General features: G+C 33.0%; 16 protein-coding genes, 1 tRNA gene and 1 pseudogene. 9 read left to right on the top strand and 9 right to left on the bottom strand.

The window, feature by feature from the left end; genetic code table 11:
- Positions 1-44: 44 nt before the first annotated feature.
- The 8 genes and pseudogenes from A9G36_RS01960 to bamE form a co-directional block, all read right to left on the bottom strand.
- A complete protein-coding gene (locus A9G36_RS01960; RefSeq protein ID WP_065569074.1) occupies positions 45-518 on the bottom strand; it encodes a YhcH/YjgK/YiaL family protein in 474 nt (157 codons plus the stop codon).
- Between the two features lie 536 nt (positions 519-1,054).
- Entirely contained in the window at positions 1,055-1,183 is a 129-nt protein-coding gene (locus A9G36_RS10470; protein WP_442902648.1) for a hypothetical protein, read from the bottom strand.
- A pseudogene (locus tag A9G36_RS10465) lies at positions 1,183-1,326 on the bottom strand (replication protein P); the annotation flags it as partial. The gene A9G36_RS10470 and the pseudogene A9G36_RS10465, both read right to left, overlap by 1 nt.
- Positions 1,327-1,769: 443 nt before the next feature.
- A complete protein-coding gene (locus tag A9G36_RS10350) occupies positions 1,770-1,868 on the bottom strand; it encodes a type II toxin-antitoxin system RelE/ParE family toxin (protein ID WP_237745925.1) in 99 nt (32 codons plus the stop codon).
- Between the two features lie 295 nt (positions 1,869-2,163).
- A tRNA-Arg gene (locus A9G36_RS01955) sits at positions 2,164-2,240 on the bottom strand.
- Between the two features lie 185 nt (positions 2,241-2,425).
- Positions 2,426-4,441 carry a DNA helicase Rep gene (gene rep, locus A9G36_RS01950; protein ID WP_065585331.1) on the bottom strand — a complete coding sequence of 672 codons (2,016 nt, stop codon included), beginning with the start codon at positions 4,439-4,441 and terminating at the stop codon, positions 2,426-2,428.
- Positions 4,442-4,546: 105 nt separating this feature from the next.
- Positions 4,547-5,473: a tRNA dihydrouridine(20/20a) synthase DusA gene (gene dusA / locus A9G36_RS01945; RefSeq protein WP_081295275.1), complete on the bottom strand. Its 927-nt coding sequence runs from the start codon at positions 5,471-5,473 to the stop codon at positions 4,547-4,549.
- A 385-nt stretch (positions 5,474-5,858) separates the two neighbouring features.
- Positions 5,859-6,221 (bottom strand): outer membrane protein assembly factor BamE, encoded by a 363-nt coding sequence (gene bamE / locus A9G36_RS01940; protein WP_034946092.1) that lies wholly within the window; start codon positions 6,219-6,221, stop codon positions 5,859-5,861.
- 206 nt (positions 6,222-6,427) lie between these two features.
- Here bamE and A9G36_RS01935 point away from each other — a divergent pair, with 206 nt between their 5' ends.
- From A9G36_RS01935 to tamB, 6 genes are all read left to right on the top strand, one after another.
- The gene (locus tag A9G36_RS01935) at positions 6,428-7,039 is read left to right on the top strand and encodes an FKBP-type peptidyl-prolyl cis-trans isomerase (RefSeq protein ID WP_065569071.1); all 612 of its coding nucleotides are present in this window, start codon (positions 6,428-6,430) and stop codon (positions 7,037-7,039) included.
- A 170-nt stretch (positions 7,040-7,209) separates the two neighbouring features.
- Positions 7,210-8,031 carry a 4-hydroxy-tetrahydrodipicolinate reductase gene (gene dapB / locus A9G36_RS01930; RefSeq protein ID WP_065569070.1) on the top strand — a complete coding sequence of 274 codons (822 nt, stop codon included), beginning with the start codon at positions 7,210-7,212 and terminating at the stop codon, positions 8,029-8,031.
- 10 nt (positions 8,032-8,041) lie between these two features.
- On the top strand, positions 8,042-8,539 hold the full coding sequence (gene tadA / locus A9G36_RS01925) for a tRNA adenosine(34) deaminase TadA (RefSeq protein WP_034945179.1): 498 nt from the start codon (positions 8,042-8,044) through the stop codon (positions 8,537-8,539).
- 136 nt (positions 8,540-8,675) lie between these two features.
- Positions 8,676-9,215, top strand: a complete 540-nt coding sequence (gene hpt / locus A9G36_RS01920) for a hypoxanthine phosphoribosyltransferase (protein WP_034945176.1) — start codon at positions 8,676-8,678, stop codon at positions 9,213-9,215.
- Between the two features lie 18 nt (positions 9,216-9,233).
- The gene (gene tamA / locus A9G36_RS01915; RefSeq protein WP_065569069.1) at positions 9,234-10,952 is read left to right on the top strand and encodes an autotransporter assembly complex protein TamA; all 1,719 of its coding nucleotides are present in this window, start codon (positions 9,234-9,236) and stop codon (positions 10,950-10,952) included.
- 1 nt (position 10,953) lies between these two features.
- Positions 10,954-14,742, top strand: coding sequence for an autotransporter assembly complex protein TamB (gene tamB, locus A9G36_RS01910; RefSeq protein ID WP_065585329.1), 3,789 nt, complete (start codon positions 10,954-10,956; stop codon positions 14,740-14,742).
- A 54-nt stretch (positions 14,743-14,796) separates the two neighbouring features.
- Here tamB and mnmD read toward each other — a convergent pair whose 3' ends face one another.
- Positions 14,797-15,510, bottom strand: coding sequence for a tRNA (5-methylaminomethyl-2-thiouridine)(34)-methyltransferase MnmD (mnmD, locus tag A9G36_RS01905; protein WP_034946089.1), 714 nt, complete (start codon positions 15,508-15,510; stop codon positions 14,797-14,799).
- Positions 15,511-15,599: 89 nt separating this feature from the next.
- On the opposite strand from mnmD, the gene A9G36_RS01900 reads away from it, so the two are divergent.
- The 3 genes from A9G36_RS01900 to rfaD all read left to right on the top strand — a co-directional run bounded on the left by A9G36_RS01900 (position 15,600) and on the right by rfaD (position 18,138).
- The gene (locus tag A9G36_RS01900; protein ID WP_034945167.1) at positions 15,600-16,331 is read left to right on the top strand and encodes a 1-acylglycerol-3-phosphate O-acyltransferase; all 732 of its coding nucleotides are present in this window, start codon (positions 15,600-15,602) and stop codon (positions 16,329-16,331) included.
- A 1-nt stretch (position 16,332) separates the two neighbouring features.
- Positions 16,333-17,103, top strand: a complete 771-nt coding sequence (locus A9G36_RS01895) for a methyltransferase domain-containing protein (RefSeq protein WP_065569067.1) — start codon at positions 16,333-16,335, stop codon at positions 17,101-17,103.
- A 108-nt stretch (positions 17,104-17,211) separates the two neighbouring features.
- Positions 17,212-18,138 (top strand): ADP-glyceromanno-heptose 6-epimerase, encoded by a 927-nt coding sequence (rfaD, locus tag A9G36_RS01890; RefSeq protein WP_065585328.1) that lies wholly within the window; start codon positions 17,212-17,214, stop codon positions 18,136-18,138.
- Positions 18,139-18,150 lie beyond the last annotated feature (12 nt).

Raw genomic sequence — 18,150 nt, 5'->3', positions numbered from 1 at the left:
GTCACAGTAGTACAATATAACTTTTGTTATGCTGACAACAAACATCAAACAAAATTTTCAGTTGCTATTTTTACCACAACTTTACGAACAATTGCAACATTTTTTTTTATTGAACATAAAGGCTTATGTACCTCATAAGGAAAAAAAACAATAAAATCATTTTGTTGCATAATTATTAATTTTTCTTCTTCAGGCGTTTCAACAAAAGCAATGTCATTTGTTTCGATTTGATCATCAATTACTTTGGTATAAGGCGGTAATGTATTAACGGCCATCCCCTCTTGCCCTTCTAAAACAATTTGTACATCAATATATTTTTTATGATATTCAGGATTGGCTTCATCAATATCACGTGATGTACTATCAGACAGTATAAAAAAGATATTATCACCATCAATATCATATCGTCCAACAGGCGTGTTATGGTTTACATTATCTTTTATATATTCAATAGATTGTTTTATTTTAGCTGGCAAATAAGGGATTAAAGCTAAATGATTGATATTACCTAAAATCATATGACCTGATTCCTAATAGATGAAATAACTCAACATATATAGCAAATATACAGTAAAATTAAAACTCAAGTATAGAATTATCTCACCTATATTAATGGATAAAACCAATACCATAAGCTTACTAATTGTTAGATTAACATTAAAATTCTGGTCATATCAAATGATTAATGATTTTCTTTAACAATAGTAATTTTTTTACTAATTGTCCCATATTAGCTAATAATCACATATTCATCGCTATGCTGTTTCGCAATAAAATCTTGTTATAAGGTAAAATCATTTTAATTTTAATTTTGATATAGTTATCAGATAACGTCTAGATAAACTTACCGCTGTTTGTATCTAGCTACTAATGATTATATGCAAATCAACACTTGCGCTTAATTTCTTGTATTCAATTAAATGATTCTTTTCGCGTTAGCGTTATAGAAATTGGCTCACTACTAATTCGTTTAACTTGTTTCGATATTTCTCCCCCATTAATAATTTTTTGTCATTTCTGATAACGCTATACGAGTTTGTTCCAATAAATCTTTTTAAATAAAATACTCTCTCGATTCACTCATCAAATCTGTAACTAGCCAATAACAAGCGTTATTTGAAAACGGGTAATTCTCAGCCTCTATAATTCCCCTTTGAGCGCTAAAACCCATTAACATCCTAATTAGTTCCGCTGGTGTGGTCTTATCTGTTCAGATATTCCTTGCTTACACCACCCAATAAATTTACCTGTAGACGGTAAAAAGTCGTTATTTTGCGCTCTAGCCACTTTTAGCCCCGCTCGCAAATATTCCAGTTTAGTTATTCCGTTTTCCTTGAGTTTTCATCTTTCAAAACTGCGGATGATGCAGGAAAAATAATAATCAATTGCTCGCAAAATAAATTAAAAGCTTTTTTACTACTGTGTGATTATTTTTTATATAGTTTATAGTGTAGATAAATTCATATTCATTTTTACATTACACCCGCTTAAATATTTTAAAATCGTTTTTATATTTGTATTTAGTGGTGCTAGCTCAGTTTGAGGTAGTTATGCATATTCTCTCGCTGCCAGCAATAATTCACTTAATTTCCACTCATTTTCTGCTTCATCATACGCAGCCTGTGCAACTGGATCTGCGAGCGCATGCTGTTTGATTTAACTAAATGTTGTACTTTTTTACTTATCGTTAATCATCTCCTATAGTCGTTTACGTGCTATTTGTAATGCGCCAGCTAGTGTTTTTTTAACAAAAGCATGTAAAATAAAAATTACTTTTTTTGATATATATAAATAGTTCTAGCTATATTATTGCTCTCTAACGCTCGTAATTCAAATAACCCACCACCTAATGATTTACTATGTAGCATTTGCATTTTCCCAAACTGCTCCAGTTTTTCAATTAATTTAATTGTTTAACCTCGTAATTCAGCTGATAAATCTAGAATTTGAGATTTTGCATCATTATGCGTTTTTATTGTGAAAATTTAATAAAGTAGCTAGTAAAAAACTAACTTTTTTGATGAGAGTTATATTGTCGTCATTGAAATAGATAAAACAAATTGGGGATTAAAAATGTATAACAAAGAATTAACTGAAGAATATAAAAATAATATCAAGCATTGAATTCTACAACTGTAAATAATTGATTACCTTGGGTTTTAATGGTGTCCCCTACAGGATTCGAACCTGTGACCTACGGCTTAGAAGGCCGTTGCTCTATCCAGCTGAGCTAAGGAGACATGATAGATATGATTTGTTGACTATACGCCGAGTATTATATAAAGCTATTTTGATCCGTCAATGATTTTTGATAATTTATCAGTTTGTATTAACAAAATATCATCAATATACCTTATTTTTTCGTATTTTAGTTAGTTTTTTATAATAAAAATGCTATTACTACTATTATTTGAAATATTGTAACTTATTTGGCATTAGCAATTTGCGCTTTTAGCATGGCTAGTCGGCTTTGTCCTTGTTGCATTTTCTTTTCAGGGGATAATTCGTTTCTTTGATTTTGCCATTCTAAGTCGTCTTGTGGAAGTTCTAACAAAAATCGACTTGGTTCAACATGTATAGTTTCGCCAAATTGCTTGCGTTGACGACTAAATGAAAATGTTAGCTCACGCTGTGCGCGGGTGATGCCTACGTAAGCTAGACGTCTTTCTTCTTCAATATTGTCTTCATCAATACTGTTTTGGTGTGGTAATAGCCCTTCAGACATGCCAACTAGGTATACATAAGGAAATTCTAACCCTTTTGATGCGTGTAAAGTCATAAGTTGTACTTGATCAAATTCTTCTTCGGTTTCGTTGCGCTCTAACATATCACGTAAGGTAAATCTCGCTACTGCTTGTTCTAAGTTCATAGCCTCATCAATATCATCACCTTGTAACATGTCATTTAACCAACTGACCATTTGTTCAACATTACGCATACACATTTGCCCTGCCGTTGGAGATGGGGATGTTTCATAAATCCAACTTTCATAGTGTATGCCATGCAGAAGTTGATGAATAGCTTCCATTGGTTCACTGTGGGATTTTTGGATTAGTGTATCAAACCAATGGATAAACGTGTGCAAAGTTTCCATACGTTTTCCTGAAAGGAATTCAGTTAACCCCATGTCATGACTAGCTTGATATAAACTAACACTTCGATGATTTGCCCATTGACCTAATTTTTGAATTGTTGCAGGACCTATTTCGCGTTTTGGAGTGTTGATAATACGGATAAAAGCATTATCATCATCAGGATTGGTTAATAAACGTAAGTAAGCCATGAGAACCTTAATTTCAATCCGCGAAAAAAATGAGGTACCGCCAGAAATTCGATAAGGAATGCGGTATTGCATTAACATTTTTTCAATTAATCGAGCTTGATGATTGCCACGATATAATATTGCGTATTGACCATATTGGCTGTTATTCGCAAAATGGTGACCAATTAGATCATTCACCACTTTTTCGGCTTCATGCTCTTCGTTATCAGCTGATATTACTCTTATTGTTTCACCATAACCCAATTCGGAAAAAAGTTTTTTCTCAAAGATGTGAGGGTTATTTTCGATTAAAATATTCGCCACTTTTAAAATCCGACCCGATGATCGATAATTTTGTTCAAGTTTGATCACTTCTAATTTCGGGAAGTCTTGTTTTAAGTGAACTAAATTTTGTGGGCGTGCCCCTCGCCACGAGTAAATGGACTGATCGTCGTCCCCTACTACGGTGAATTTAGAACGGTTTCCAACTAATAATTTAATGAATTCATATTGGCTGGTGTTGGTGTCTTGGTATTCGTCAACCAACAAATAACGTACGCGATTTTGCCATTTTTCGCGGACTTCTTCGTTATTTTTTAGCAAGAGTGTTGGCAATAATATAAGATCATCAAAATCTAATATGCTGCAAGCTTTTAACTGTTTTTCATAAAGTTGATAGCAGTGTGCAAAGAGCTTTTCCTTGTTGGTTTGTGCCCTTGCCATAGCAATAGTTGCATCAACTATATCGTTTTTCCAATTAGATATGGTTGCACGCAGTTGGTTAATAAGGTCTTTATCGCCATCTAACCATTGTTGTGTTAATTCTTTTAGTAATGCCGTTTGGTCGTGATCATCAAATAATGAAAAATTAGATTTAATACCAAGGTGTTTATATTCTTTTCGAACAATATCCAGCCCTAATGTATGAAAGGTTGATATTTTTAGCCCTCTTGTCTCTTGTTTGCTTAATGAGTGAGCAATACGTTCTTTCATTTCGCGCGCAGCTTTGTTGGTAAAAGTTACCGCAAAAATATGCCTAGGTAAGTATTCTTTTACCCGAATTAAGTAAGTAATTTTGTTAATAATAACGCGAGTTTTTCCTGAACCTGCACCAGCTAAGACAAGGCAAGGTCCTGATACATACTCTACGGCTTTTTGTTGACTTGAGTTTAAACGCACTGGATAAAAACCATTAAGAAAATTGTAGACTAGTATATAACGACAAATTAACCACCTGCAATTATCACGACTATTAAGTGAAAATAATTACTATTTTATAAGTTATTATTGGATGAACGTTAAAGCCTGTTCAACCACTTCAATCCCTGCTCCTTTTTTATGAGCATTTTCGCTAATAGAACGCCGCCATTGCCTTGCACCTTTGCATCCATTAAACATGCCTAAAGTATGGCGCATAATATGGTTTAATTGTGCACCTTGCGTTAACTGTTGTTCGATATAAGGATAAAGAGCATGAATTGCAGATATAGGGTCAATGATTGGTGTATTTAAACCAAAAATTCGTGAATCTATTTGGGTGAGTAAAAGTGGATTTTGATAAGCTTCGCGACCAACCATTACGCCGTCAACATGTTGTAGATGACGCTTTATTTCATCAATGGTTTTAATTCCACCGTTTATAGCAATAGTTAATTCAGGGTAATCGCGCTTGAGCTGGTATACTCGTTCATAATTAAGTAGCGGTACCTCACGATTTTCTTTAGGACTTAAGCCAGATAACCACGCTTTACGAGCATGAACAATAAAGGTTTGGGTATAGGGTTTTACTTTGTCGATAAAACCACACAAAAACTCATAGCTGTCCAAATCGTCAATACCAATTCGTGTTTTGACTGTAACTGGAATTTCAACTTGGTTTTGCATTTGTTCAATACACTTTGCAACTAAATCTGCTTTACTCATTAAACATGCACCAAACATGCCGTTTTGTACTCGATCTGACGGACAACCAATATTTAGGTTGATTTCATTATAACCACGCTCCTGTGCCAATTTTGCACACTGAGCAAGCCCGTTAGGATCGCTACCTCCTAGCTGTAAGCTGATTGGTTGCTCTTCGAAATTGAACGCTAAATAATCGCCTTTGCCATATAATATAGCGCCAGTCGTCACCATTTCGGTATAAAGTAAAGTTTGTTTGGTTAAGATACGATGGAAATAACGGCAATGCTTATCAGTCCAATCAAGCATTGGGGCTATTGAAAAACGATTTAATGTTGATTTCACAAGAAAAAAATACCTCAAGAATTAATTTAATTAAGTTATTCTAGCTACCGCTTTTTTATTATACAATAAGTAGAAATATTAGAAGTTAATATGGATATTAATAATATATTTTTCTATCGTTAAAATCTTATATTTTGGGTTATTACCTATAATGAATCTGTTTGGATATTCACAAATTAATTTGAAAATATTCCTTTATGATTTATTTATTTTTGACTATAAAATATGAAAAACCTCGTAATATAGTGAGGTTTTTCAGTTTATTCAGTTAAATTTTTTGTTAGTTAAAAATCAGAACATAAAACCTTTTCAGTGATAATGTAATTCATTTTTATAAATCAGAGATTTCCTATTTATTCATTTCTTCTAATGATTTTGAGCCATCAAGTGTGTGATTTTTTATGTCAGTTACAATACCCCTTTCGTTAAAATAAACTGCATAAGTTATTTGGCTAATTTCACCATACTGTGGCTGTTGACGAAATACATAATACCAAACTTTATCACCAAAATCAGAAGTTAACATTGGTGTACCCATAATAAATAACACCTGTTCTCTATTTTGACCAACTTTTAACAGATCTATAGACTCTTGAGTTACATAATTACCTTGATTGATATCTGGCCTGTAAACAAAAGTATCAACCATTGAACAACCATTTAATAAAATACTAGCTACAATTGAAAGCACAGCAAATTTACGAAATTGCATTAATTTAACCCATTCAAAAATCATGTAAAGTTGTATTATCGCTGATATTTTTTTTAAGTGCCACACAAAATAATCAATTCTTAAAAATTATTTAATAAAACAACATTCATGAGCTTTAATTTACAATTACTGCTTGACATTTATTTATATATCTACGACCTTAATTATATTATGATTAACATTACCATTAACAAAAAAGGCACAAAATGAAACTAGAAACAATAGAACAAAAAGCAAGTTATGCTATCGGCTTACAAATTGGACAGCAATTAAAAGAATCTGGATTAAACAATTTAGAACTTAATGCGTTAAAATTAGCGATAGAAGACGTATTATCGGGTAATCAACCGGCTCTGCCATTACAAGAATTACATGAAGCATTACGCCATGTGCATGAACAAGCTACCAAAGAAAAGGCCAAGCAAGCAGAAAAAATTGCTCAAACAGGTAAAGATTTTCTAGCAGAAAATATCAAAAAAGATGGCATTAAATCGACTGAATCAGGTTTACAATACGAAATCATCAAACAAGGCAATGGCACATTACCGAAAGCAACCGATAGCGTACAAGTTCATTATACGGGGCAACTAATTGATGGTACCGTATTTGATAGTTCTGTTGAACGTGGACAACCTGCTGAATTTCCAGTCAATGGAGTGATTAAAGGCTGGGTGGAAGCGTTACAACTTATGCCTGAAGGTTCAAAATGGCGTTTATATATTCCTCAAGAATTAGCCTATGGTGCTCAAGGTGCTGGTGCATCAATTCCACCATATAGTGCATTAATTTTTGATGTTGAATTATTAAAAGTACTATAGAGTGATTAAAAGATCATAGTGGACGCAATTAGCGTCCATTTTTTTGACTTAGTTATTTTCGGTTTAGAAAGAAAGTATTAAATATTACCTGTAACAAGCATGTATAAGTTATTTATTTTCCGCTATAATATTTGTTTATCTATAGTCATAAAAAAGTTAAGGAAAGTTATATGTCAACAAATATGGTTCGTATCGCAATCGCTGGCGCTGGTGGCAAAATGGGACGGCAGCTTATCCAAGCTGTTTCGCAAATCGAAGGAGTTACCTTAGGAGCAGCATTTGAACGAACTGGCTCATCACTAATTGGTAGTGACGCCGGTGAGATTGCTGGGATCGGTATTTGTGGCATTAAAGTTACCAATAATCTAGAACAAACTAAAGATCAATTTGACGTATTAATCGATTTTACGCGACCTGAAGGCACGCTCGCCTACTTAGCTTTTTGTATTGAAAATAAAAAAATGATGATTATTGGCACAACCGGCTTTGATGATGCAGGTAAACAAGCCATTGCCGATGCAGCAAAAAAAATTGGTATTGTGTTTGCTGCCAACTTTAGTGTGGGGGTTAACCTAGTGTTAAAATTATTAGAAAAAGCCACTAAAGTCATGGGCGATTATACCGATATCGAAATTATTGAAGCACATCACCGCCATAAGGTAGATGCCCCTTCTGGCACCGCACTTGCGATGGGTGAAGCCATTGCAGATGCACTTAATTGTAATTTAAAAGACCGTGCTGTTTACTGCCGAGAAGGTCATACAGGTGAACGTCCTAATGGCGCTATCGGATTTGCAACGATTCGAGCAGGTGACATTGTTGGCGAACATACCGCTATTTTTGCCGATATTGGCGAACGAGTTGAAATTAGTCATAAAGCATCAAGCCGTATGACATTTGCTAATGGTGCCGTGCGAGCTGCGTTATGGCTTCGTTCACAATCTATCGGTTTATACGATATGCGTGATGTGTTAGATTTAAAGAGCTTATGATTTTAAAGACATGTTAGATGAATTTTGGATGCGCCATGCATTAATGTTAGCAAAACGTGCTGAGTTAGAAAATGAGATTCCTGTTGGAGCGGTAATCATCGATGAAAATAATCAAATTATTGGTGAAGGGTTCAATCAATCGATATCAACACATAACCCAACCGCTCACGCTGAGATAATGGCAATTGAGCAGGCTGGTAAATATCTTAACAATTACCGTTTAGTTAATACTACGTTATATGTCACACTTGAACCTTGTATTATGTGTGCTGGAGCGATTATTCATGGTCGCATCAAACGTATAGTGTACGGCGCAAGTGATTTTAAAACAGGTGCAGCAGGCTCATTCATTGATATTTTAGCTTATCAAGGTATTAATCATTATGCTGATGTCACAGGCGGTATACTTGCTGATGAATGTAGTGTGCTTTTAAGTAACTTTTTTAAAAAAAGGCGTTTACAAAAAAAGTTAGCTTTTAGCATCAATAATGAAAATATATTAAACTGAATGCCTGTTCTAAAACAGGATTATTCTAATCAAATTATTAAAACATAAGATAAAAAACTTCTTCACTTATTCTTTTTATCAGCAAAAATTGTTAAAATCTAGTTTAATTTTTTAAAAGTTAGTTTGAGCATTATTAATGAAAAAACACATATTAAAAATGATGATATCGACGGATGATATCCAAAAACGAGTTATACAACTTGGTCAAGAAATTAGCCAAAATTATAAAAACAGTCAAAATGAACTAATTTTAGTTGGGCTTTTACGTGGTTCCTTTATTTTTATGGCAGATTTAAGTCGCGCGATTTCCGTTGGGCATGAAGTTGATTTTATAACAGCATCAAGTTATGGTAATACAGTAATAAGTAATCGTGATGTTAAAATCCTTAAAGATTTGGATGAAGATATCTGTGGTAAAGACGTATTAATCGTTGAAGATATTATAGATACAGGTAATACACTTAGCAAAATCATGGCTATTTTAAAATTACGACATCCGCGTAGTATTGAAATTTGTACTTTGCTTGATAAGCCATCTCGACGTGAAGTCGATGTACATGTTAAATATATTGGATTTTCAATCCCTGATGAATTTGTTGTTGGCTATGGCATTGATTATGCACAACATTATCGTCACTTACCTTATATTGGACATGTCACATTACTTGAATCCTAAATAATACACGAGGTATATGTGTTACGATATTCCTGTTCACTGTGTTTACTGTTAATAATAGCTTCAGCATCAAGTTTTGCTGATATGAAGTTATCTATTCAAGGTTTATCAGGGAAACTTGCAGATAATGTTGATGCACGTACTTCATTGATATCACCGAATAGAATTGATAACACACCAAATTTTAAACGTTATTTTGAAAGTGAAGCTAAAAAAGCTCTCCAAGCTTTAGGTTATTATTCACCTACTTTTCAATACGATGTTTCAGACCCGAAAACATTGGTAGTCAATATTTCTGCTGGCGAGCCAACCAAAATAGAGCAACTTAATATCAACATTATCGGTGAAGGAAAAAAAGACAAAGATTACAATAATTTACTTAAAATCGGCTTACCCAAAATTGGGGATGTTTTGAATCATGGAACATATGAAAATTTCAAAAAAAGTTTGCAAAATTTAGCCCTAAAAAAAGGGTATTTTGACGCAAATATGACTGTACACCAATTAGCTATTTCAAATTTTTATCATCAAGCTTTTTGGAATATTGATTTTGATACAGGTCAACGGTATAAATTTAGTAAAGTTAATTTTCATAACTCAAAAATCCGTGATGATTACCTAGCAAATATTGTGCCTTTTCAAGAAGGTGATAAATATACCGCAGAAAAGCTATCAATATTAAATCGACGTCTTGCATCAACTAACTGGTTTAATTCTATTGTTGTTGTTCCCGACTTTCCTCATGTTACTGCAGATAAATCACTTCCAATCGATGTTATCACCACACCAAGAAAAAAAAATAGTATGGATTTAGGGCTTGGGTTTTCAACCGATAATGGTATTCATAGCAAAATAGGTTGGAGTAAACCATGGATTAATAGCCGAGGGCAAAGCTTTCAAAGTAATTTATCACTTTCCTCTCCTGAAAAATTTGTTACTTTGAGCTATAAAGTTCCGATGAAGAAATCACCACTTGAATACTATTATAATATCCAAGCTGGCTTTAAAAAGATTGATAATAATGATACAAAATCACGCTCTGTTACATTTGGCATTGTCCGAAATTGGGACAATTTTGAAGGATGGCAAAGCGCACTCGGTTTTAATGTTTTACGAGACGATTTTACACAAGCTGATTCCAGTTTCAATACTTTTCTTTATTATCCTTCCATCAGTTTTGCTAGGCTTCGTAGCGATGGTAATTTACTATCAATGTGGGGTGACTCTCAACGTTATTCAATTGAGGTAGCAAGTAAATCTTTAGGTTCGAGCATTAACCTTGTTCGTTTTGAAGCACAACAAGCTTGGATCCGCTCGATTAAAAATAGCCATAGATTTATTGCCCGTGGTAATTTCGGCATAATACAAGCAAGCAATTTTAACCGCGTTCCACCATCATTTAGGTTTTTTGCTGGTGGCGATCGCAGCATTCGTGGTTACAGTTACCAATCTATCTCGCCTGAAGATAAGAAAGGAAAATTAAAAGGTGCATCTAAGTTGATTACTGGCTCGCTGGAATACCAATATAATTTAACAGGACCTTGGTGGATGGCTTTTTTTGCCGATACCGGCGAGGCAATTGATAAAGTCGATAAAAGTAAATTTTATACAGGTACGGGGATTGGTGTTCGTTGGGCTTCACCAGTTGGACCAATAAAATTTGATTTAGCCACACCGCTAAATCGAAAAGATACTGGTTCTATTCATATCTATATCGGTTTAGGGACTGAATTATAACATGACGAAAAAAACAATTAGAGATAAAAAAATAAACAAGATCAGAAAATGGAAAAGACGAAGTTTTGTTATTCTATCTATTTTTATTTTTCTAATTGTATTTATTTTTGTTATGATTTTTACTAGTTTAGGGGTCAAGCTCACAACAGTTGTTTTAGATAAATTTTTACCAGAATTAAAAATTGCACAAGTTGAAGGCTCATTTCATAATTTGCATATTAAAGGACTATCGCTTGAATTGCCTGGTGTTGATATTCAAGTTAATGAAGCATTTTTAGAATTATCTAGTGCATGTTTAATGCAAACAAAAATATGCATCAAATATTTCGGTGCTAATGGTGTAACTGTTAATATTATTACCAGTAAAACCAATACTGATCCTAATAAACCGGAATCTAAAAACCAAATTGTTTTAAATACACCATTACCAATTGAACTTTATAATACACACGTAACCAATGTTAAAGCTAATATCAATGATATGACATTTAGTATGTCAGACTTTGTCGGAAAAGCAACTTGGATAAACCATAAGATTTATGTTTACCCTACTGTTGCTCAAGACTTAACTGCTATTTTTGCTGATGAACCACAAAGTTCAGTAAATCAAGAAATAAAGAATACTGTACCATTTAATGAAAAAATTAATCAATGGTTTAATAAACCTATTATTAAAGCACTTCCGCAAGTTCATATTCCTATAGATATCAATGTTAGCCGTTTAAGCGGTGATAACTGGTTATTACATATTGGTGGACAAGATTATTGGTTTAATCAAGCCTCAATTCAAACCGATATAATCAATAACTATATTCTGGTTAAACGTGTCGAAACCGATTTCAAAACACCTCATGCTAATGGCCATGCTTTGGTTTCAGGCGATATTACATTAGGTGATTGTTGGCCTATTACGGCATCTGTAATAGTAAATACAGAAAATAATCAACTTAGCGGTAAAATTACAGGTAAATTACTTGGCGAAATAGCTACCAATATTGCAGTTGAAGGATTAAATAAGGCTAAAATAGAAGGGAATATTAATTTTATTAAAAATTATATGCCTGTTATGGCAAGTATTAGCGGAAAGCACATTCAATGGCCTATTGAAGGCAATGCACAATATCAATTAAATAATTTTGATTTATCATTAAATGGCAATGTTCAAAAATATAAATTAGCAATGATTGGGACAACAAAAGCTAACAATATTCCGAATGCAACGTTTGATATCGTTGGAAATGGTACATATCAAGGTATCTCATTTGTTCATGGCATGATTCAGTTACCTCAAGGACAAGTCAATGCATCTGGAAATATAGATTGGGGAAAAGCATTAAAATGGGATTCTAAAATAAAATTGACCAATGTAGATATTAGTAAAGAAGTGCCTAATTTCCCTATTCGTTTAAATGGTCAATTTAAAACAACAGGAATATTAGAGGGCAATCATTGGCAATTAAGTCTTTCTGAATTACAGTTAAAAGGTGACATTAAACAAGCCGATTTTTTGGCTAACGGAAGCTTGCAAATTGATTCTAAACATTCAATTACTACAAATAATCTTGCTATTGCTTGGGGAAATAATCAAATCAATGTTAATGGTTCAACTGATAAAGGCAATTTAAACGGAAAAATAAGTTTAGAATCGCTGTCACTATTTATTAATGGCATGAAAGGTAGAATTATTGGAAATGTAAAAATAAATGGTACAATCAACGATCAAACAATGGATACTAATCTAACAGTTAGTGATTTAAATCTTCACGAATTCACTGTTGAGTCAGCAAACCTTTCAGGTAAATTACAATACCAAAAGCAAATTAGTGGGCAATTAAAACTAATTGGGCAAGGTATTAAGTTTGAAAATGAATCCGTTAAAAAAGCCAATATCGAACTTTCTGGAAATGAGGATCATCATAACCTATCGGTGGATATTGAAGGGAGCCCAGCTTCAATTATTACATCATTAACAGGGCAAATTACTAAAGATAGGACTAAATGGTCTGGAAATATCTCTCACATTTTATTAAGTTTAGGTAATAAGAACCATTGGCAATTAGCTAAAACATTGCCATTATCTTTTGATTTTATTTCACACATGCCTACCATTGGAGCTCATTGTTGGCTGAATAATAGCTCAAGTATTTGTTTAGATAAACCTCTATCATTAGCGCCTAATACAGATACAAGCGTGACATTAAAAAACATTGATCTCGCTAAGTTACCTATTCCTAATGACAGCGAAACTAAGTTAGTTGGTAGTATTGATGGAAAAGCTGATATTAAATTTACTACTTTGAATAAAATACCTTCTATAAAAGCCAATATCACTGGTACCAAGGTATATATTCAACAAATAATCGTATCGGAAACATTAACTATACCTTTTGATTTATTTAAGTTAAATGTTGAATTAAATGAACAAATAACTAAATTAAATTGGGATTTTTCATTAAATCAATTGGGTAAAATTACTGGTGCCTTATCCATTACAGATCCAACTCATCAGAAAAAATTAAGAGGACAATTAGTTGTTGATCATCTTGCATTAGCAATTATTAACCCATTATTAGATAAAAACGATTATGCAAACGGTTTTATTGATGGAATTATTAAATTTTCAGGCTCGCTAATGGATCCTTATTTGAATGGCGTCATTAACTTAAGGCACAGCGAAATAAAAGCAAGACAACTTCCTGTTGATGTTAAATCAGCAATATTGGATATAAATTTCAACGGTAAATCTTCAACATTAAAAGGAGTGTTAACTACGCAATCTGGTGATGTTAATATTAATGGTCAAGCTAATTGGAATACTTTTGATAAGTGGCAAGCAGAACTTACTATAAATGGTGCTGCAATGGAAGTAACCGTTCCTCCAATGGTTGTTATGTCGATTATTCCTGATCTTAGAATTAATGCAACTCAAGATGAACTTACTCTATTAGGTAGAGTAAGCATTCCTAAAGGTAAAATTACAGTTGAATCTTTACCTACATCAAGTGTTGATATTTCATCTGATGAAGTTATGTTAGATGAAAATTATAAGGTAATTGAAAAACAAAAAATTGGAATGAAGATCAATAGTCATATTGAAATCGATATCGGCGATAAAGTTACTGTCGATGCTTTTGGTTTAAATGCAGCTTTAAAAGGAAATTTAATTGCTACACAAACTAACAAAGGTTTAGATCTTCATGGACAAGTACTCATTCCGACAGGAAGATTTCATGCTTATGGACAAGATTTAGTTATTCGTAAAGGTATCATTACTTTTTCTGGACCTACCGATCAAGCAAGATTAGATATTGAAGCAATCCGCAATCCAGAATCTATTGATAACAATAATATCACCGCGGGGATTAAAGTCATAGGAACATCAGAAGATCCTAAAATTGAGATATTCTCAGATCCCGCCATGTCTCAGCAAGAGGCCCTATCCTATTTAATAAGAGGGGAAGGTCTTGATAACACGGATCAAAGTGAAAACGATATGATGACTTCTCTGCTTGTTGGTATAGGAACTGCAAAAACAGGAAAATATATTGGGGACATTGGTAATGTTTTTGGTATTAAAAACCTCACACTCGATACACAAGGTGCAGGTAATAATTCTAAAGTCGTGGTTAGTGGTTATATTTTACCTAATCTACAACTTAAATATGGTGTGGGTATTTTTGATTCTCTTGCTACCTTTACTTTACGTTATAGACTAATTCCAAGTCTATATTTAGAGGCAACATCTGGGATTGCACAAACATTGGATCTGATTTATCAATTTGAATTTTAAATCAAATAAAATTTCAATTTCTCATTTTAACTTAGTTATTAAATGCAGCCAAAGTTACTCGCTTTTAAATCCAATCAGCATTTCGCGTTTAATGCCAAACCCCTTGCGTTTATAGACTTTGAAACCAGCTTCAAGTAAATTTCTTCGCACAAATCCTGCCGCAGTAAACGTAGCAAAAGTGCCATTTAGAGCGGTTAATTTATAACAATTTTGGAATAATGATTTTGACCACATATCTGGATTTTTAGCGGGAGAAAAGCCATCAAAAAACCATGCATTAACCATTACTTTTTGTTTCATTAAAAATTCACCAAAGTAGCTTATATCGTTATAACATATAGTTAAAGTAACATTATTAAAGTGGATAGTCGAATCAATTAAGCTTATTTGTAGTTGTTCCGCTAATAATGCTAAAGGACTGTGCTTATTAATTATATTGTTATGAATTTTAACCAACTGTTCAGCTGATAACGGGAATTTTTCTACACTAAAAAATTTAAGTTTTTTGAGCTTATGATTGGGAAATTTTTTTGTAAAATTCAAAAATGTCTGCCATAGCAGCAAAAAATTCAAACCAGAACCAAAGCCGGTTTCTGCAACAATAAACGTTTCTTTATTATGATTATAAAAACGTTGCTGTAAATCATTGCCGTCAATAAATACATAAGTAGTTTCATCAATCGCTCCTTTTGTATTAAAATAAACATCCTGAAAATGGGTGGAAATTGGGTTTTGATTTTCATCCCAAATAATTGTCGATTTTTGCATAAACCTCCTTAAAACAGCAATATTCAATCAAACTGTATATTAATGCCGATTATGTATATAATACGCTAAGTTAATTTATGAGGTAAACTATGGTTTTTCTTTTTCGTCTAATTAGTGTTGTGTTAATAGGAATTGTGACTTGTGTATTAGGAATAATATTTTGCATATTTAACCCACATAACCCTAAAAATGTGGCAAGATTTGCTCATTTATTTAGTTTTTTTTTCAAACCTATATTAGGCATCAAAGTTTATACTCGCATTAATGCTAATATCAACAAATTAGGCAGCTACGTTTATGTTGCTAATCATCAAAATAATTATGATATGGTGGTTGCAGCAGATGTTGTGCAACCTAAAACGGTGACAGTTGGTAAAAAAAGCTTGGCTTGGATTCCATTTTTTGGGCAGCTCTACTACCTTACGGGCAATATTCTAATTGATCGAAACAATAAATCAAAAGCGCATGATACTATTAGGCAAGTAGTTAATGAAATTAAAAAGCATGATATTTCTATATGGATGTTTCCAGAAGGTACTCGTAGCCATGGTCGAGGGTTATTACCATTTAAAACAGGTGCCTTTAAAGCAGCAATAGCAGCTGGTGTGCCCATTGTGCCAATTTGTGTATCAGATACCAATAATATTAACTTAAACCGTTTAAATAACGGACATATGATTGTTGAAATGCTCGATCCAATCGAAACTAAAAATTTACGCAAAGAAGATGCCAGATTATTAATGGAGCAGTGCTATCAACAAATGGCGAGTAAAATAACGCAAATAAATAATGAAGTAGAACAACTCAACAATCAAAAATAATATGAACAAGCAAGATCGTAATTTTGATGATATCAGTAATAAATTTGCCCAAAATATTTACGGCACAACAAAAGGTAGAATTAGAGAAGCAATAGTTTGGCATGAGCTCGAACAAATATTAGCAACCTATGCTAAAAATAAAACATTAACTATCCTTGATGCCGGTGGTGGTCAAGGTCAAATTGCTTGTAGGCTTGCCAAACTTGGCCATCAAGTAATTTTATGTGATATTTCTAAACAAATGCTTGAACTTGCTCAACAAAAATTCCTATCAGAACAGGTCCATTTAGATTGTATTTGTTGTTCCATTCAACAGCTTAGCAGTGTAATTGACAAACAATTTGATTTAGTTATTTGTCATGCTGTATTAGAATGGGTTACTGAGCCTGTTGAACTAATCCAAACATTAAAAAAATTTATTAAGCCTGATGGTTATTTATCATTAATGTTTTATAACTATCACGCACTATTATTCAAAACGGTTACACTTGGTAACTTTGGTTATACTAAATCAGGATTAGCTAAACGTAAAAAAAAGACCCTTTCTCCTGATTTTCCTCGATACCCAAATGAAGTATATACATGGTTAATTCAATTAGATTTTAATATTTTACAAAAAACGGGAATTCGCATTTTCCACGATTATCTTATAAATAAATCTAAAGCCGAAACACATTTTGATCAGCTACTTGAACTTGAAAAAAAGTATTGCCAAACAGAGCCATATATTGATTTAGCAAGATATATTTTGGTTACAGCTAAAATAAGATGAATCATAAATTAAACCACTTTAGCTTAAGCTTTTTAAAATGATTACTCGAAAATTTTGTCATAACTCGTTATCATAAGCAGATAAATTTTACAGTTAAGGAAAATGAGTATGATCGTTGTAACTGGTGGCGCAGGATTTATTGGTAGTAATATTGTTAAAGGATTAAATGACCAAGGACATAAAAATATTTTGGTTGTTGATGATTTAACTGATGGTACTAAATTTGCCAATTTAGTTGATTTAGATATTGCTGATTATATGAATAAAGATGAATTTATATCATTGATTGTTGCTGGTGAAAACCTTGATATCGATGCTATTTTTCATCAAGGCGCTTGCTCATCAACCACAGAATGGGATGGCAAGTTTATGATGGAAAATAACTATGACTATTCAAAAGACTTATTGCATTACTGTCTCGATTTCAACATTCCATTTTTATATGCTTCATCAGCCGCTACTTATGGTGGGCGCAGTGATAACTTTATTGAAGATCGCACTTACGAAAAGCCATTAAACGTATATGGATATTCTAAATTCTTATTTGACCAATATGTAAGACAATTACTACCCAAAGCTAATTCACCAATTTGTGGATTCCGTTATTTTAATGTCTATGGACCACGCGAATCACACAAAGGCAGTATGGCTAGTGTTGCGTTTCATTTAAATGAACAAATAAATAAAGGTGAAACACCCAAATTATTTACTGGTAGCGATAATTTTAAACGTGACTTTATTTATGTTGGTGATGTCGTTGAAGTCAATTTATGGTTTTGGAAAAATAAAATATCAGGAATTTATAACTGTGGAACAGGTCGAGCAGAATCGTTCCAAGCTGTTGCTGATGCGGTTCTTACTTATCATAAAAAAGATGAAATTGATTATATTCCCTTCCCTGAACATCTAAAAGGACGCTATCAAAGCTATACTCAAGCTGATCTGACTAAATTTAGACAAACTAAATGCCCAATTGAATTTAAAAATGTTGCAGAAGGGACTGCTGAATATATGAAATGGCTTAATGAACAATAAGATGGAATTGAT

It is taken from the genome of Gilliamella sp. Choc6-1, from assembly GCF_001690385.1.
GTDB classification, from domain to species: domain Bacteria; phylum Pseudomonadota; class Gammaproteobacteria; order Enterobacterales; family Orbaceae; genus Gilliamella; species Gilliamella apicola_A.
Note: the sequence above shows the minus strand (reverse complement) of the source record. Positions and strands in the feature narration are given on the sequence as shown.

Coding starts and splice junctions, on each gene's coding strand:
- hpt (WP_034945176.1), top strand. CDS start 8,676: ATGAAAAAACACATATTAAAAATGATGATATCGACGGATGATATCCAA.
- dapB (WP_065569070.1), top strand. CDS start 7,210: ATGTCAACAAATATGGTTCGTATCGCAATCGCTGGCGCTGGTGGCAAA.
- A9G36_RS01895 (WP_065569067.1), top strand. CDS start 16,333: ATGAACAAGCAAGATCGTAATTTTGATGATATCAGTAATAAATTTGCC.
- A9G36_RS01900 (WP_034945167.1), top strand. CDS start 15,600: ATGGTTTTTCTTTTTCGTCTAATTAGTGTTGTGTTAATAGGAATTGTG.
- rfaD (WP_065585328.1), top strand. CDS start 17,212: ATGATCGTTGTAACTGGTGGCGCAGGATTTATTGGTAGTAATATTGTT.
- A9G36_RS10350 (WP_237745925.1), bottom strand. CDS start 1,868: ATGCTACATAGTAAATCATTAGGTGGTGGGTTATTTGAATTACGAGCG.
- tamB (WP_065585329.1), top strand. CDS start 10,954: ATGACGAAAAAAACAATTAGAGATAAAAAAATAAACAAGATCAGAAAA.
- A9G36_RS01935 (WP_065569071.1), top strand. CDS start 6,428: ATGAAACTAGAAACAATAGAACAAAAAGCAAGTTATGCTATCGGCTTA.
- dusA (WP_081295275.1), bottom strand. CDS start 5,473: ATGCTTGATTGGACTGATAAGCATTGCCGTTATTTCCATCGTATCTTA.
- mnmD (WP_034946089.1), bottom strand. CDS start 15,510: ATGCAAAAATCGACAATTATTTGGGATGAAAATCAAAACCCAATTTCC.
- bamE (WP_034946092.1), bottom strand. CDS start 6,221: ATGCAATTTCGTAAATTTGCTGTGCTTTCAATTGTAGCTAGTATTTTA.
- tadA (WP_034945179.1), top strand. CDS start 8,042: ATGTTAGATGAATTTTGGATGCGCCATGCATTAATGTTAGCAAAACGT.
- A9G36_RS01960 (WP_065569074.1), bottom strand. CDS start 518: ATGATTTTAGGTAATATCAATCATTTAGCTTTAATCCCTTATTTGCCA.